Raw genomic sequence first — 16,730 nt, 5'->3', positions numbered from 1 at the left:
CATTCTCATGGCTGCTGTTTTTCCTTATGACCGGTCTCGATTGCTCACGCTCAAGAATCCGGATTTCGTGAAGGAAATTGAGCGGTTTGTGGTTGGGGCGTATGAATCGGATGTGGGGCATGGCGATTGCACGACCGAGGTTTTGGCGAATCGTCATAAAAACGTTGAGGCTGTGATTGTGGCCAAAGAAGCCGGGATTTTTTGTGGAGAACCGGTGATTCGATCCTTTGTTCAGGCTGTGGCGCCAAAGGTGCGAGTGGTTTTTAATGTAAAAGAAGGGAAAACGTTTAAAAAAGGACAACGCCTACTCGCGCTTCGCGGCCCGGCCGATTCTATTTTGAAAATGGAACGCACGCTTCTTAATGTTTTATCGCGATTGTGTGGGATTGCTACCACGACATCGCGGCTGGCGCGTTTGGCAGCCCCGTGCCGCATCGCCGCCACCCGCAAAACCCTTTACGGACTCCTCGACAAATACGCGGTGGCCGTGGGCGGAGGCCTCACCCATCGTTTACACCTTGGCGACGCTCCCCTTTTTAAAGAAAATCACTGGGCGCTTTTGTCCTCGGAAAAGCCTGAATTTGAATTGGTGAAATTTTTTACGAAAATTTCCAAGAAATCCCCTTTCCTTACCATCGAAATTGAAACTCCGACTCAGGCCCATTCCCTTTTGAAGGCGCTTCCTGGCCGACTCCCCTGCCCTATTTTTGTGATACTCGACAATTTTTCCGTGGCGCAATTGAAAACATTTTTGAAAGGAGTAAAACCTCGTTCCGAGTTGTATTTTGAAGCCTCAGGCGGGATCACGGAGAAAAACCTAAAATCGTATGCCAAAACCGGAGTGGATGTCCTTTCACTCGGCGCGCTGACGCATTCGGTTCGAGGGGTGGATTTTTCGATGAGGGTTGTGTCGTCCGGAGCTTGCCGAAGGACACATTCAAAAAGAAGCTCTTTCTTGAGGTCATACTTCGACAAGCTCAGTATGACAAGTTTTACGCTGCCATCATGTGCAAGTGAATGTGAAACACCTCTTGCCCGCCCTTGTGCCCGACATTGAATTGCAGACGGTAGCCTTCCAACCCCATCTTTTTTCCTAAATCTTTGGCCGTGCGGATGAGGTGGCCCATGATTTTTTCATCGCCTTCTTGAAGATCCATCACGGTTGCGATGTGTTTTTTTGGCACAATCAAAAGATGCACGCGAGCCTTGGGATGCAAATCCTTGAATGCCACGCAATGCTCGTCGTCCCACTCGAAGGTTGACGGGATTTTCCCTTCAATGATTTTGCAAAAAATACAATCGTCCATAAACGTAGCATACAAAGCGGCCCTTCCTTCTGTCAAAGTCTATTTCCTGGAAACATCCAGAGTGTAAAGCGCGCGACCGATTCGAACGAATTGAGAATTTTTCTGAAGATTCAAAGAAATGGTTCCTTTTTTGACCATGCGTTGTTTGAGCACACCATTCGTGATTTCTTGTTTGGTCAGGGGACTCTTTTTCGCTAAAAGGGATTCGATGATGTCGGAAACTGTTCCTTCTTGATAGCCCCATTCCTTGAGCCCGTACAATCCGCGGCCCACCAATACAAAATTTTCATAACGAATGAGTTCATTGTGAACCGCCTGAACGGTCACGGATTTTTTATCAAACCCTTCGTCTTTGATCGCCTTGGCGATTTCTTCAAAATGAAGGGGTTTGTTGATTTTTTTAAGCATGATAAACGCCTTGTCGCGAATGCTTTTCGGATTCACGTGACGCCAACTCATTAGTCCATACGTGTTTCCGATTTTCTTGATGCGGACATCGGTGCTTACGGCGGACAAAATAAATTCAGGCGTGGGGCTTGCGTCCGTGGAAGCCAAGGCCATTTCCGTGAGTAATTTTCCTTCGTCGAGCACATCGGTTCTTTTTTCCAATGTTTGAATGGCTTTTTTTACTCGATTTTCAACCTCGCTCGGGGAAACGTTTTTAAGGTGATAGTAGGGGTGATGGGTTTCGCTTTTTGCTGCATGCAAAATCGAAGGCGTAATCGCGATGGTGAGCTTAATAATCGATCCGTCATTTTCTCCTTGGAATCCCAATGTTTTTGAAATTTCATTGATCAATTTTTCTTCCGTGACGACTCCCCCGTTTTTATTAAGAACTTCAAAAGCGAGATTGGCGATCGGCTTAAGCGGTGTATTCCCCGCGGTTCGTCTGAGTTTATTGAGCGCGATTTTTTCGATTTGACGAACGCGTTCACGAGTCACTCCAAATTTTTTCCCGATTTGTTCCAGAGTGTATCGAGCTCCGGTTTCAATGGAAAAGCGTTTCACGACGACTTCTTTTTCCTTGGGAGTTAAAACCAAGAAGAGATCTTCGGTGAGCGACTTGAGATCAAGGGAGGCCTTGGACGTTGCAGAGTTGGCCATACTTTTTCGTTAATAAGTGAAATTAAGGGAGGCATTATGAGTGCGAATTCCGCATTTGTCAAGGGGATTCGAAAAATGAAATGCGGGAGAGCTCACTCCGCTTCGCTCCGTGAGTGATGTTTTACATTTTTTTTGGACGAAGGCTTCCGGCAATAACTCCTATTACAACGAGAGCGGCAAGTCCCATCCCCACCCAAGGGAGCCAGGGTAAACGCTCGGTCACGCGACTTTCTTCAGTATCACAAGCATCTCCAATCCCATCTTCGTCCGTATCCGTTTGATTGCTATTGGTGATATCCGGGCAGTTGTCTTTTGACGCAATCAGGCCGTCGGCGTCATGATCCTCGCACAAGTCACCCAATTGATCTTGGTCCAAGTCTGTTTGGTCCGTGTTGGCAATCTTGATGCAATTGTCTTTAAAATCAGCGACCCCATCACTGTCATCATCGGGCTCCACAAAAGAAGGATTTTCCAATGAGGTTCCCAATGTGGCCTCAATAATGGTCTCCGGGTCACTGGTTAAATCCGGCGATTCCGTGGTTTGAATATTGGGTTGAGTGGCGGCATCGGCATACAGCGTATAAGTGGTATCGGGTTGAGCCAACCAAATCACAGAGGTCCCATTTGAAACCACGGTGGTTGTAGCGTCCACCACAGTGATTTCTCGGAGCCGTAACGGTTGGGTGTGCCATAATTCAACTTTCCAACGAGAAGACGTGTATTCCGGAAAATTCAATGTCCATGTGTTATAGAAACTGGTTCCCCCGGAGATATCGGAAGGAGCGACTACGGTTTTCCATTCGCTGTTGATTTCAGCATAAATCGCGACTTTATTTGGCATAGCGCTGTGCTCCCCTAAATCAATTTTTAGGGTTTCACCGGTAAGGGCAGCGGCATTTGACGTTAAAACAATAATCGCATGCCCTTCATCCCGATCTATGTCAAATTCAGCGTTGGTTAAAGGATCTCCATCCACCAAAGCCGCCGATTCTCCAATTAAAGCGGTGGTGGATTCCACGGCTAAAATGGATTTCTCGACTTCACTTTCTCTTTTTTGGCCGATCGGCTCAGCCTGTCCGGTGCTGTCATTCATCACTGCGACGGAATAAGATTGAACGTTCTCCAAGTGCACTTGAACACGGGTTGGGACTTGGATGTCCGGCACTTCCACGGCGTATTGAGTATAAAAAACGTTAAGATTGGCATTCGTAGTGGAGGTGGAGGCAAAAGCGGAAAATGGGAAAATCAAACTTCCCAAAAGAACGAGGGATAAAAAACGAGGGTTCATTTTTTAGGGGTTATAAGATTTTTTTTGAAAAAAGCGGTACTGACGAATAAAGCGCCCACAGCAAAGAACGTCATAATACGGCCTGAAAGTGGCATAGCCCACACATCAATCAATAGAAGTCGAGCAATAACCAATCCAATGATACTGAGTCCAAAAATGCGAAGTGTCGGATTGTTTTTTTGGAAACTTTGGGATAAAAGCACAATTCCTTCCAAGGCAAAAAGGATGAGGGCCGTGCTGTGCGCAAAATCTTCCCCAATGATAACAATTTCCAAACTCCACCAGAGAATGAGCGCAGCCAAAGCATTGGTCACTGCGGCATGAATAAGGGTAAAAGTTTTTGAAAATTTATTGGTATAAAAAAGCCATGTTGTGGCTCCGAAGAAAAGCATGACGATTAAAATGACGTAAAATTTTTCATCAAAATAATCAAAAGGCATCTCGGAAAGGGCCATGAATAAAGGGACTATGAGCGTGCAGGAGGTGATGAGGGTGGCCATTCGATCTTTGAGCCATCGATTGGAAAGGAAGGTTAATGAAAAGGATTCCAAGGTAAGCGCAATCGTTAGGGCTTCGCCGTTCAACTCGTAATTCAAGGCTGCGGCCAAAAACACAGAGGCCGAGGCTCCATATAGATACACCGCTTCACGAACCAACCCTTTACGCACACACAAGGCTGTCATGAGAGCGGAAATAATGACCACTCCGGACAAAACCAAGCTGCGCCATATTTCCGGGATGTATTCATTCACCCAAAAAAGCGTTAATAGGGCCAGTAAAGCATTGATAAAAAGGTCTAAAGACTCTGCTTTTTTGCTTCGCCAAATCGCGAGGGTGGTGGCGACAAAGAAAATCGCATAAAGCACCCCCATAAAAAGATAAATTTGATATTGAGAAAGGTGCTCAAAAGAGGCTGTGGCGTATAAATTGGAAATGATGAATGAAAATAAAATAAGAATTCTCCATCCGCGGAAAGCTACAATTCCGAGCATGCCTAAGGCTAAGACTGCAATATAAATCATTAAAATAAAATAATTCGGGACAGGAGCATCGGCCAATAAAGGGGCAATGGCGCCTCCGAATAAAGCGGCCATAGATAAAGGGAATGCGCGTTGAACAACGGATAAAATAGAAAGCGCGGCTACAACAAGAACCATGATTCCCATGGCACTTTCAGGTGTAAAAAAGCCGTAAACGGTTCGCGCGGCAAAGACCGTAGTTAAAAGGGTTGTGGCTCCGGTGACGATTAAAACTTGACCTTGAAGAGAGCGTTTTTTTTGAAGCCATGCCCCCCACGCAAAAATTGCCGTACCGGCCATCAATCCCATTGCGATTCGACCATAAGGTCCAACCCAATTATTGATGAACGCGTAGCGCACAAACCAGCCGATGGCGAGAAGGAAAAAGAACGCGCCCACTTTCATGAGCCAATCTTGTTTGAGCCATTCGATTAAAGCGTTGGGCTCTTGAGGAGAAGCTTTTTTTGGGGCCTGAGCCTCTTGCGTTTGGATAGGCTTTGGCCCTCCTTGAATAGAGGCCTGTTTAAGAGGCGTTTTTTTTGAAAAAGCTAAAAAGGCTTCTTCGAGATTGTTGAAGCGATTTTTAAGGTCGCTGCCTCGAAAAAAGGCAAGGGTTGCGAGAACTAAAGCAACGACGCTGAGAAAGAAGGACATAAGGGAGGAGGTGAAAGGGTAAGAAGGCACTTCGCTTCGCTTTGTGCCTGGGGGAAGGGAAAATGCGGGATCAGACTCCCTTTGCGCCGCGTTGCGGCGCGTCGGGAGTGGTGGGCAATACGGGACTCGAACCTGTGACCTTTGGTTTCGGAAACCAACGCTCTATCCAGCTGAGCTAATTGCCCGTAAGGAAAAGTTGAGAAGAGATTTGGCCCACGCTTGCGAGGGCCAACTTCTCAAGTGAGGAGACCGAAATCCCGTTTGCGGGGATGAGGTCGATCGAACGAGAGAAGGGGCGCCGTAGGCGACAAATCTCGCAGAAACTTTGACTGTAGGTCCTGCAAGCTTCCCGCCCCACGGGATGCTAATTATTAAAAATACAGATGAAGGGCTTTCATAGACCGAGATGGCTTAAATAAGCCATCATTTTGAGTAAAAAGTGTGCCCGGGCACAACTGCCTACAAATTGAGAAAGGGAAAAGAAGAAATGCAGGCTCCCTTTGCCCGCCTTTGGCGGGCTGCGGGAGTGGTGTCGAGGGAGGGACTTGAACCCTCACGCCTTGCGGCACTAGCTCCTAAGGCTAGCGTGTCTGCCATTTCACCACCTCGACAAATCAAGAGGTATTGTATAAGGCCCTTTAAAAAAATGCCATCTGGTTTCACGGAATAGAGATTTGACAAAGATACTAAATCTTAGTATAAAAAAATAAAATTTATGAAAGTATTTCTCCAAGTCCCGACAACTTTTCCTCCTGATGTGGAACCCGGTGTCATTCCTCCTCCACATAAACTTATTGACCCACATTTCTGTGGAGTTGATCGTATGCGTCGAGATAAAAAAGGAGGTCTAATACAAGGGGAAGAAACGTGCCCAGAGATTGGAATAATTAAAGAAAAGATTGATCTAATTTACTGTGATTTACTGTGGTTGTTACTCGAGCCCATTCTTGAAAACACGCCCATTTTTCATATTAGAATCCCTAGTGATTTAAGGAGCCATCTCCCCCTTCGCCCCGGAGGTATTCCCTGCCCTTTAGTCGCGGTATGGGAGCAATTTTTAGCCGATCATTCCCCGTATAGAATGCAGCAGCTTCTTCAAGTGCTTCGTGGCCCAGAAACACCTCTCCGTCCTTGATTGCTGTAAATTCCAAATACTCTATGTTACATTGGAATCGCTTTTATAAATTCTCGTTTTTTACCCTCCATTCTCTATGCCTCCTTCTCAAAAAGCCCCCCTTCACAAACATCAATACATTCACGTCAATACGCTTCGCCTTAAAGAAATGAAGGAATATTTTCGTTATCTTTCTTCGTTTCGCAGTATTTTTTGGCGAAATTTTTTAGCTGGAACCGCACAAGGACTTGGATTTATTTTGGGCACGGTTGTGGTTCTTACGGTTACTGCTTATATTTTAGGGCATGTTCTTTCCGGACTGCCTTGGCTTGGAGAATTTTTTGGAAATCTCAATTTTTGGCTTCAACAAAACGTTGATAAATATCAGCAATCTTAATCTTAACATTTTTCTCGTGAATGTATGGTTCGAGAGCCTCACCACGACATAACCACTTCTCCGACATTCCCATGACGTTTGTTCACCTTCATACCCACAGTCATTACAGTCTCTTGGATGGGCTTCCTTCCCCCAAGGCTTATGTTGAAAAAGCCAAAGAATACAACGCCCCGGCTCATGCGATCACAGATCATGGCAATATGTACGGAGCGATTGATTTTTATAAAGCGGCCAAAGAAGCGGACATCAAACCCATCATTGGCATCGAGGCTTACACCGCTTTAACAAGTCGTTTTTCCAAACAAGCCAACATCGACAATCAAATCGGGCATATCGTTCTCCTGGCGCGCAATAACAAGGGTTATGAGAATCTCATGACCCTTTCCACCAAAGCGCATCTCGAGGGGTTTTACTATAAGCCGCGCATCGATATGGAGCTACTTAAGGAGCACAGCGAAGGGCTCATCATTCTCACCGCGTGTTTGAATGGGATTTTGGCAAAATCATTGCTCTCCCATAAAGAGGAAGAGGCCTTTGCCAAGCTTCAACAATTGCAAGAAATGGTGGGAATTGAAAATGTTTTCATCGAAATTCAAGATCATCCGGAACTTATGGAACAAGGCATTCTCAACGAACGCCTGATTGCCTTGGCGCGGAGAGGCAAGGCGCCGATTGTTGCCACGAATGATTGTCATTATATTTTACCGCAAGATAAAGAGGCGCATGATACTTTGTTGTGCGTGCAAACCGGGGTTACGGTGGATACCGAAGATCGGTTTAGGATGAATGGGGTTTTTGCCATGAAGTCGCCGGAAGAGATGAAGCATGCTTTCTCGTACATCCCGGAAGCGATTTCCAACACGCTCGTGATTGCAGACCAGTGCAATGTGGAGCTTAAGTTGGGGAAAAATATTTTGCCGTCGTTTCATACGCCGTTCGAGAAAAAATCCGAGGATTATCTCCGGGAGTTGTGTCTGGAGGGGCTTGAAAAACGTTATGGAAAAACTCCGTCACAGGAGGTTCTCGATCGTCTTGAATATGAACTGAAGCTCATTCATCAAATGGGATTTGATGATTATTTTTTGATTGTTCATGATTTTGTGTCGTTTGCGAAAAATTCCGGGGTTTTGGTGGGGCCGGGAAGAGGATCTGCGGCAGGATCGATCATTGCCTATTGTTTGGCGATCACCGATATTGAGCCGTTGCGATACGGGCTCCTTTTTGAACGCTTTCTCAATCCGGAACGCGTGAGTATGCCGGATATTGATATCGACTTTGCCGATGATCGTCGAGGGGACGTGTTGAATTATGTGGTGCAAAAATATGGGAAGGATCATGTGGCGCAAATCATCACGTTCGGGACTATGGGGGCGCGCGCCGCGATTCGCGATGTGGGCCGGGTTTTGGGGATTCCGTATGGCGATGTGGATGTGATTGCAAAACTCATTCCCGCGCGCCCCGGCATTACCTTAAAAGAAGCTCTGGAGGGGGACCCCGAGCTCCGCAAACAATGCGAGGCCAATGTCCACATTAAAAAACTCATGGATTTGGCTATGAAATTGGAAGGAGTTGTACGTCACGCCTCGGTGCACGCCTGTGCGGTCGTAATTTCGGATAAACCTCTTATTCAATACACTCCCCTTCAATCCACGCCCCGCGGCGAAAATGACGCCATTATCACGCAGTACGAAATGCACGCCATTGAATCCATCGGCCTCCTTAAAATGGACTTTTTGGGACTTAAAAATCTCACCATCCTTCAATACGCGCTTGAAATCCTTCAACGCACCAAAAACGTCACCATCAACCTCAATGAAATCCCTTTGGAAGATAAAGACACCTTTGAGCTCATGGCTCGAGGCGACACCACCGGCGTTTTTCAATTTGAATCCGCGGGAATGCGTCGCTATTTGAAAGAACTCGGGCCCACACGTTTTGAGGATTTGATTGCCATGAACGCGCTTTATCGCCCGGGCCCGATGGACTGGATTCCTTCTTATATCAAAGGCAAACACAATGAAAAATCGATTCATTATTTGCACCCCTCGTTTGCCACGATTTTAAAGGAAACCTATGGCGTGGCCGTGTATCAAGAACAAATTCTTCAACTCGCTCAAATGGTGGCCGGGTTTTCTCTCGGAGAAGCCGATATCTTAAGGAAAGCGGTGGGGAAAAAACAGCCCGAGCTCCTCATGAAACAGCGCGCAAAATTCATCCAAGGCGCTATCAATAAAGGCCATACTGAATCTTTTGCCAAAGAAGTGTTTGATAAAGTGATTGAACCGTTTGCCGGTTATGGATTCAATAAAGCGCATGCGACATGTTATGCCATGATCGCCTACCGTACCGCCTATCTTAAGAGCCATTATCCCGCGGAATTCATGGCTGCGCTCATGACCTCGGACCTTGATGACACGGATCGCATTGTTTTGGAAATGAATGAAAGCTCAGCCATGGGCATTGAAGTGCTTCCGCCTTCCATCAATGAATCCATGGCGCACTTTACGGTGGTGGATGACACACATATCCGTTTTGGATTAGCGGCTATTAAGGGGGTGGGAGAATCCACGGTTCATGATATTCATGAAATTCGTCAGAAAACCGGGCCTTTTAAATCCATCGAGGATTTTGCGCGACGCGTTCCTTTTTCCCTTCTCAATAAAAAAACTCTCGAGGCCTTGATTTATGCCGGGGCTCTCGATGAACTCGGCGAACGAAAAGCTATGATTTCCAGCACTGAGGAAATTTCTCGCTTTGCCCGTAGTGCGCAAAGCACCGGAGCAGAAGGGCAAACCGATATTTTTTCCATGTTGTCCGGAGGAGACGACCTTCTCCCCTCTTTTAAATTGGCGGAAGTCCCGGCTGCGAGTCCGTTGCAATGCCTCAACTGGGAAAAACAATACTTGGGATTGTATGTTTCCGGACACCCGCTTCAAGGACTTACCTCGTATTTAAAGAAAAAAGCTGATCTTCTTTCTTCTTTGACCAAGAAAAAAATTGGACAATTGATTAAAGTGGCGGGAATTTTAACTCAAATCAAACGCATCACAACCAAAAGTGGTTCCCCGATGGCGTATCTTACCTTGGAAGATCCCACCGGGCGCATTGAGGTGATTGTTTTTTCCAATACCTATTTGCAATATCGAAGCCTTTTCACCGAAGACAGCGTGGTCGTGATCACCGGCAAGTTGGAAAATCGACGCGGTTCTCTTCAATTGATCTGCCAAAATATTCAAACGGTGTCGTTGGAGGCTATGATTACGAAAGCCAAACAAGCCAAGCTTTACAACCCAAAAGAACGCCTTCAAATTCAGGCGGTCACTTTACATTCCGAGCCTGAAAAAGAGGGAGGGGTCGTTCCGGTGGAGGCTCCTCTCGGTTCGCATGGGGAAGCGACTCCACCTCCTCCGCCCTTGCCTGCCCCCACAGTTGCCACCCCGAGTAAATCCATTGTACTCGCCCTGGCTGAACACGCGACCTCTCCCGAGGCTTTGCGCGACCTCAAGGCCATTCTTTTAAAATACCAAGGAGACCTTCCTGTGGAACTTCACATCCCGTCGCAAGGGATGCTTAAGCGCATCAAGGTCCCGTTTGGGATCCAAATGACGGAAATGCTTAAAACCGAGATTGCCCCGTTTGCGGTAATTCAATAGAATAGACACGAACGAAGTGAGTGTCCTTTTCCCCCGCATTTCGTATTTTTTCCCTTTATGGATGTGTGGTTCGGCAGGCTCACCACGACATAAAGAACCTCCCTTGAAAAAATGCGACCTTAAAAACACCTGCTCCTCTAGGTTTAATATCCCCTAACCCTTACCTATGTACCGCACCCATACCCTCAATGAACTCGACAAAAAACATGTTGGCGAAACTGTCACCTTGGCCGGGTGGGTGCATCGCCGTCGCGACCATGGACAATTGATTTTTATTGATTTGAGAGACCGCTACGGGCTCACGCAAGTGGTTTCCGACCCCGAGCATAACCCTGCGGCCCACAAACTTATGGATTCTTGCCGTCCCGAATACGTGGTTCAAGTGAAGGGAACAGTGCGCGCTCGTCCCGAAGGCATGACCAATCCCAATCTTAAAACCGGCGCGATTGAGGTATTAGTTGAAGAGGTCACGATTTTAAATGAATCTCTCACTCCCCCGTTTGAAATCGATCAAGAAAAGCCCGTGAATGAAGAACTTCGCCTCACCTATCGCTATCTTGACCTTCGTCGTGAGCGCATGAAAAATAACATTGTTCGACGGCATCAATTCATCAAACGTGCTCGAGATCTTTTCAATGAGCGCAATTTTGTGGAAGTGGAAACCCCAATTTTGATCAAAGGCACGCCTGAAGGCAGTCGCGAATATGTGATCCCTTCACGTCTTTATCCCGGGAAATTTTTCGTTCTGCCTCAATCCCCTCAACAATTGAAACAACTCCTCATGGTGGCGGGCATGGATCGTTATTTTCAGATTGCCCGTTGCTTCCGCGACGAGGATCAGCGTGGCGATCGCCAACCCGAATTCACTCAGCTTGATCTTGAAATGTCATTTGTGGATGAGGAAGATGTGATGCAAGTGAATGAAGAAGTGGTGATGACTTTGTTTGAAGAATTCGCGCCTCAAAAAAAGATGTTGTTTAAACCATTCAAACGCATGACGTGGGAAGAAGCCATGAATCGTTATGGGTCCGATAAACCGGATTTGCGGTTTGAAATGGCAATGGAGGATGTCACGGAATTGGCCAAAGGATGCGGTTTCCAAGTGTTTGAAAAAACCGCGGATGAAGTGGGTGTGGTGAAAGCGATGCGTGTCCCGGGTGGCGCTGAATTTACGCGCAAAGATATCGATGAACTCACGGAATTGGCTAAGGTTTATGGGGTAAAAGGGCTGGCTTATATTGCGATGAAACCTGAGGGCCCACATTCTTCCATTTTGAAATTTCTCAAAGATGAAGGCAAAGCTTTTATTGAAAAAGTGGGGGCTCAAACCGGAGACATTATTTTCTTTACTGCAGATACCGTGGACGTCGCGTGCACCGCTATGGGTCAAGTGCGCTTGGTGTGTGCGGACCGTTTTAAATTGCGAGACCCCAATGTTTTGGCGTTTGCGTGGATCACGGATTTCCCGCTTTTCGAGTTCAGCAAAGAAGAAAATCGTTATGTGGCCGCCCATCATCCCTTTACCGCGCCCAAGGATTCGGATGTCGATCTTCTTGAAACTTCGCCTAAGATTGTTAAAGCCCAGGCTTACGACCTTTCGCTCAACGGAAACGAAATCGCCGGAGGCAGTATCCGTATCCATAAACCCGAGTTGCAAAGCCGCATTTTTAAGGCGCTCGGAATTTCCGAAGCGGATGCTGAACTTCGATTCGGGCATTTATTAAAAGCTTTTAAATTTGGGGCACCTCCTCATGGCGGCATTGCTTGGGGCTTGGATCGCATCCTTATGTTGCTTCAAGAAGAAAGCAATATCCGTGAAGTGATCGCGTTCCCCAAAGATCAAAAAGCCAAAGATTTGATGGTGGGCGCTCCGAGCGAATTACCTACCGCTCAAATCTCAGAAATGAATGTAGCCGTGGTTCTCCCTCCGAGCGCTAAGTGATCCCGACTTTATTTTTATTGAATTTTCCAGTATAATAATAGGATTAAAATCAAAAAATTCCCCCTCCCGGAATGAACACTTTTCTCATCATCCTCGGTTTGATTCTCGCGACCGCTCTAACAATTTTCTTGTTATGGGTGTGGTTTCGATTGCGCCTCAACGGCCAGAAATCGATGAGTATGGTTTTTATGAAGCTCCAAATCCCGCGCAAAGAATCCAAGGAGGATAAGGAAAAAGAACAAGAAAAATTCTCAACCGGAAAGGATTTTAAGGAAGTGATCGGACTTATGAAGCATTTTTTTGAATCTCTTCACAGCATCTATGAAGATCCGTGGATTCATCGAATCAAAGGCCAAGACTTTTTGAGTTGTGAAATCGTTTCGCAAAACAATCAGATTGATTTTTATTTTGTAGTCCCCAAGTATCTCACCAAGTTGGTGGAAAAACACATCACTACGTTTTATCCCGATGTGTATATCGAATATACGGACGGCTACAATATTTTTTCCGACAAAGCCACGGTTCGAGGTTGTTATTTCCGGCCCCTCAAGCACTATAAATTCCCTTTTAAAACCTATCAGCGTTTGAACAGCGATCCGTTGAATGCGATCACCAATGTGTTCTCCAAATTGGATGAAGATGAAGCGGCAGCGCTTCAAATCATGATTCGTCCGAAAAAGGAAGGCTGGCAAGAAGAAGGCCGTGAACTTGCACGAGAAATCATGAAAAATAAAAAACCGTCCTTTTTGTCCATGTTGAATCCTATTTCTTGGTTTGGGACTTTGATCAATTTGCTGTTCCGTGGGCCCACCCAGGAATATTTGGGATACAATGCCGAGCAACAACGCTACACCGAGCGCACCACTCCCATGACGGATGAACAAATAAAGGCGATTGAAGAAAAAAATACACAGCCCGGATTTGAGAGTGTGATTCGCCTTGTGATCAGTTCGCCGGATCCGGTGATGGCCAAACAACAATACACCAGTATTCGCAGTGCGTTTGCTCAGTATGAAAGCATCGACAATAATGAATTACTGCACACTCGTTATCACAACGATAAACAATTGGCCGTCAATTTTATTTATCGAAATTTAAAGCGCAATTGGACTCAACGGTTTTATCATCTTTTCAATGGCCCGATGATTCTTTGCGCCGAAGAATTGGCTTCACTTTTTCATATTCCGGACATCCGATACAATCTCGCGCCGCACATCCGTTGGCAAAACTTTAAAATCGCCAAAGCGCCGGAAAATCTTCCCAAAGAAGGAATGTTGATCGGCCACAACTTTTATCGCGGAGAAAAACGGGAAGTTCGAATCAAACAAGAAGATCGTTTCAGGCATTTTTACGTGATTGGACAAACCGGAACCGGTAAATCGTCCACCTTGCAAGTTATGATTCGTCAAGACTTGAAGGAGGGTCGCGGGCTCTGTGTGATCGACCCGCACGGCTCACTCATTGAGGATATTTTGCCATTTGTACCGCGAGAACGCGCGGATGACGTGGTTTATTTCAGTCCCGGCGATTTGGAACGACCGGTGGGGCTCAATCTTTTGGAAGCGACCACGCCGGAAGAGCAAGACTGGGTGGCGTTGGAAGCCATGAATATCATGATAAAATTATTTGATGAAGAAGTCTTTGGACCCCGCATTCAGGACTATTTCCGCAACGGTTGTTTGACGCTTATGGCGGATCCCGAAGGCGGATCTTTAACCGATGTGGTGCGTCTATTCACGGATGACGATTATCAAAAAACAAGAACCAAACACGTGACCAATCCGATCGTGAAATCGTTCTGGGAACAGCAAATGGCCAAGACCGGAGCGCGAGAGAAACAAGAAATGATCCCTTATTTTGCCGCTAAATTCGGTCAATTTGTGACCAATGGAATGATGCGTAACATTATTGGTCAAGCCAAGTCCGCGTTTGATTTTACGGATGTGATGAATAATAAAAAGATTCTTTTGATGAATCTTTCCAAAGGAGAAACCGGTGAAGTGAACTCCAAACTGCTCGGTTTGATCATTGTGGCTAAAATTCAAATGGCGGCCATGCGCCGACAAAAGCAATCTAAAGAACAACGCGAACCCTTTTTCCTCTACATCGATGAGTTCCAAAATTACGTAACCGACAGTATCGAATCGATCTTGTCCGAAGCTCGCAAATATCGCTTGGGCTTGGTGCTTGCTCATCAGTATTTGGCGCAGTTGGAAGGGTCTCAAGCAAAAAAAGGAGCCAAACAAGTGTCATTGAAAGATGCCATTTTTGGTAACGTGGGTTCCATTATGGCGTATAAAATCGGTGCTCAGGACGCGGAGTTTATGGCCAAAGAAATGGCGCCGGTGTTTTCCGAGCAAGATCTCATCAGTATGGATAAATACAAAGGCGTGATCAAGCTTTCTATCGACACTCAGCCGAGCCGCCCGTTCAGTATCATTCCGGTCAACCCGTACACGGAAAAAGGCGATCTTGAGGCTGCCGAAGCCTATAAACAACTTTCCCGTCTCAAATACGGAAGGGATAAAGATTTTGTGGAAAGAGAAATCTTTAGAAGGTTAGGGGCGATTTGAGGCGAGAGGGAAGGAAGAATTTTTGTTCAAATGGAAGCGAAATGTCTCGGATCATGATTCTCGACATTTCTTTCTTGAAAATTTTCACAAAAATTTTCCTCTCCCACTCGCACGAATAAGCTAAATTTATATAATGTCAACACCCTCTCATGGTTGAAAGGTTGATTTTTTGGTATAATAGAAAGATTTATAAACAAAAAACTAAAACAAAAATCCCATGCGTTCTATACGCCATGCTAAGTTAATGGCTTTCGCCCTTGTCTTCGTCGCCTTTCCGTTACGAATTCCAACCGTACAAGCCGAAACGCTTTTTCCCTATGTTCAAACCTTTCGAGTTTCCGCATACTACTCCCCTTGCGAGGGACAATCGTATTATGTGACCGGTTCTTATGAGGGAGATATTCGCCTCAATGGAAACGGCACGAATGGAGCGGATGGGACACCGGTTTATGCGGGTATGATCGCGGCACCCAAGACCTACCCCTTTGGCACAAAAATGAACATTCCCGGCATTGGTCTAACGGCGGTGCATGATCGCGGCGGTGCCATTGTAACCGCCGGAAATCGCGGGCAAACGTACGATCGTTTGGATGTGTGGATGGGTGCTTGTGAACCCGGGCTCGAACGTGCGCTCAACTGGGGACTCAAAACCGTGGATGTCACGGTTTATGGGTTGGATGAAGGGGTCACCGAAGAGGTTTACTTTGAAGAATTCACGGCCAGCGAAGCGATTGTAAAAAATGTAATTTTAGCCCCTCAACTTTTCCCTGAGGATGTTTGGTATTTATCCAATGGCGAAGATGTTGAGAAGCTCCAAGGTTATCTCATTGAATTGGGATATTTTGCCGGCCCAATTACGGGTTATTATGGTGAGGATACTCGCGAGGCTGTGGTCCAATTTCAGCTCGACAATGGCGTGATCAGCTCCGTGGATGATTTTGGGGCGGGACACACCGGAGTCAACACTCGCAAGATGCTTGACCTCATGCTCGCCAAATTCCGTGAAGAGCAAGACAATGAAGAATTCCAAGCCTATCAAAAAGGATTGCTTCTCATTGATTCTTATCCGGATTTGGGGATGAACCGTATTTCTTTTTCACGTGATTTGGTGTTGGGAATGTCGGGAGAAGACGTTAAAATCCTTCAACAAGAATTAACGGATTTGGGATACCTTCGCGTGGAAGCCACAGGATATTACGGTGAAGTCACCGAACATGCGGTGTTTAAATTTCAACAAAAAATGGGGATTTTGACGGCTCAAACCGATGCCGGAGCCGGGGTTTTTGGGCCCAACACCCGCTCTACATTGAATCGAATTGTGGAATCGCGCACCCAAGCCTTAAGCAATATTGCTCTCAACCGATCCAACCCCAATGATTCTATTGCGTCTTCGGAAACGAGCAAAATTGCTTCTTTAGTACGGACTTTGAATTTTGGGGATCGCGGCGCAGATGTCAAAACCTTGCAAACTCTTTTGCGAGAATTGGGATTTTTTAAGGGGGCCATGGTCACGGAATATTATGGACAGCAAACCCGCACCGCGGTTCAAAATTTTCAACTCAAAAACAATTTGATCGCCTCTGTAAACGATGCGAATGCCGGACAAGTGGATGAAATCACGCTGGCGATGTTGAAGAACTTACTGTAAAAACCCCCATTCAACAGATTTGCATGTTTCT

Annotated in this window: 8 protein-coding genes, 2 tRNA genes and 2 pseudogenes; 6 read left to right on the top strand and 6 right to left on the bottom strand. The window is 46.2% G+C overall.

Annotated features, from left to right (window positions below; translation table 25 throughout):
- The first annotated feature begins 7 nt into the window (after positions 1 to 7).
- Positions 8 to 892, top strand: a pseudogene (gene nadC, locus WC882_01490) (carboxylating nicotinate-nucleotide diphosphorylase).
- Positions 893 to 992: 100 nt separating this feature from the next.
- On the opposite strand, the gene WC882_01485 reads toward nadC, so the two are convergent.
- The 6 genes from WC882_01485 to WC882_01460 all read right to left on the bottom strand — a co-directional run bounded on the left by WC882_01485 (position 993) and on the right by WC882_01460 (position 5,983).
- On the bottom strand, positions 993 to 1,307 hold the full coding sequence (locus tag WC882_01485; protein MFA5842332.1) for a histidine triad nucleotide-binding protein: 315 nt from the start codon (positions 1,305 to 1,307) through the stop codon (positions 993 to 995).
- 39 nt (positions 1,308 to 1,346) lie between these two features.
- Positions 1,347 to 2,411: a sigma factor-like helix-turn-helix DNA-binding protein gene (locus tag WC882_01480; protein MFA5842331.1), complete on the bottom strand. Its 1,065-nt coding sequence runs from the start codon at positions 2,409 to 2,411 to the stop codon at positions 1,347 to 1,349.
- 121 nt (positions 2,412 to 2,532) lie between these two features.
- Positions 2,533 to 3,504: a thrombospondin type 3 repeat-containing protein gene (locus tag WC882_01475; protein MFA5842330.1), complete on the bottom strand. Its 972-nt coding sequence runs from the start codon at positions 3,502 to 3,504 to the stop codon at positions 2,533 to 2,535.
- The gene (locus tag WC882_01470; GenBank protein MFA5842329.1) at positions 3,432 to 5,372 is read right to left on the bottom strand and encodes a DUF2339 domain-containing protein; all 1,941 of its coding nucleotides are present in this window, start codon (positions 5,370 to 5,372) and stop codon (positions 3,432 to 3,434) included. The genes WC882_01475 and WC882_01470 overlap by 73 nt, the downstream gene beginning before the upstream one ends.
- Before the next feature lie 108 nt (positions 5,373 to 5,480).
- Positions 5,481 to 5,557, bottom strand: a tRNA-Arg gene (locus WC882_01465).
- 342 nt (positions 5,558 to 5,899) lie between these two features.
- Positions 5,900 to 5,983, bottom strand: a tRNA-Leu gene (locus tag WC882_01460).
- Between the two features lie 600 nt (positions 5,984 to 6,583).
- On the opposite strand from WC882_01460, the gene WC882_01455 reads away from it, so the two are divergent.
- From WC882_01455 to WC882_01435, 5 genes and pseudogenes are all read left to right on the top strand, one after another.
- Positions 6,584 to 6,883, top strand: a complete 300-nt coding sequence (locus WC882_01455; GenBank protein ID MFA5842328.1) for a DUF5665 domain-containing protein — start codon at positions 6,584 to 6,586, stop codon at positions 6,881 to 6,883.
- Between the two features lie 71 nt (positions 6,884 to 6,954).
- A complete protein-coding gene (locus WC882_01450) occupies positions 6,955 to 10,536 on the top strand; it encodes a DNA polymerase III subunit alpha (protein ID MFA5842327.1) in 3,582 nt (1,193 codons plus the stop codon).
- Between the two features lie 166 nt (positions 10,537 to 10,702).
- Positions 10,703 to 12,460: pseudogene (gene aspS / locus WC882_01445) on the top strand (aspartate--tRNA ligase).
- Between the two features lie 89 nt (positions 12,461 to 12,549).
- On the top strand, positions 12,550 to 15,291 hold the full coding sequence (locus tag WC882_01440) for a type IV secretory system conjugative DNA transfer family protein (protein MFA5842326.1): 2,742 nt from the start codon (positions 12,550 to 12,552) through the stop codon (positions 15,289 to 15,291).
- Positions 15,269 to 16,699 carry a peptidoglycan-binding protein gene (locus tag WC882_01435; protein MFA5842325.1) on the top strand — a complete coding sequence of 477 codons (1,431 nt, stop codon included), beginning with the start codon at positions 15,269 to 15,271 and terminating at the stop codon, positions 16,697 to 16,699. Before WC882_01440 ends, WC882_01435 begins: the two co-directional genes overlap by 23 nt.
- Positions 16,700 to 16,730: the final 31 nt, after the last annotated feature.

The sequence above is a fragment of the Candidatus Gracilibacteria bacterium genome, from assembly GCA_041658685.1.
In the GTDB taxonomy this organism is placed as follows: Bacteria; Patescibacteriota; Gracilibacteria; order UBA1369; family UBA12473; genus JBAZZS01.
Note: the sequence above shows the minus strand (reverse complement) of the source record. Positions and strands in the feature narration are given on the sequence as shown.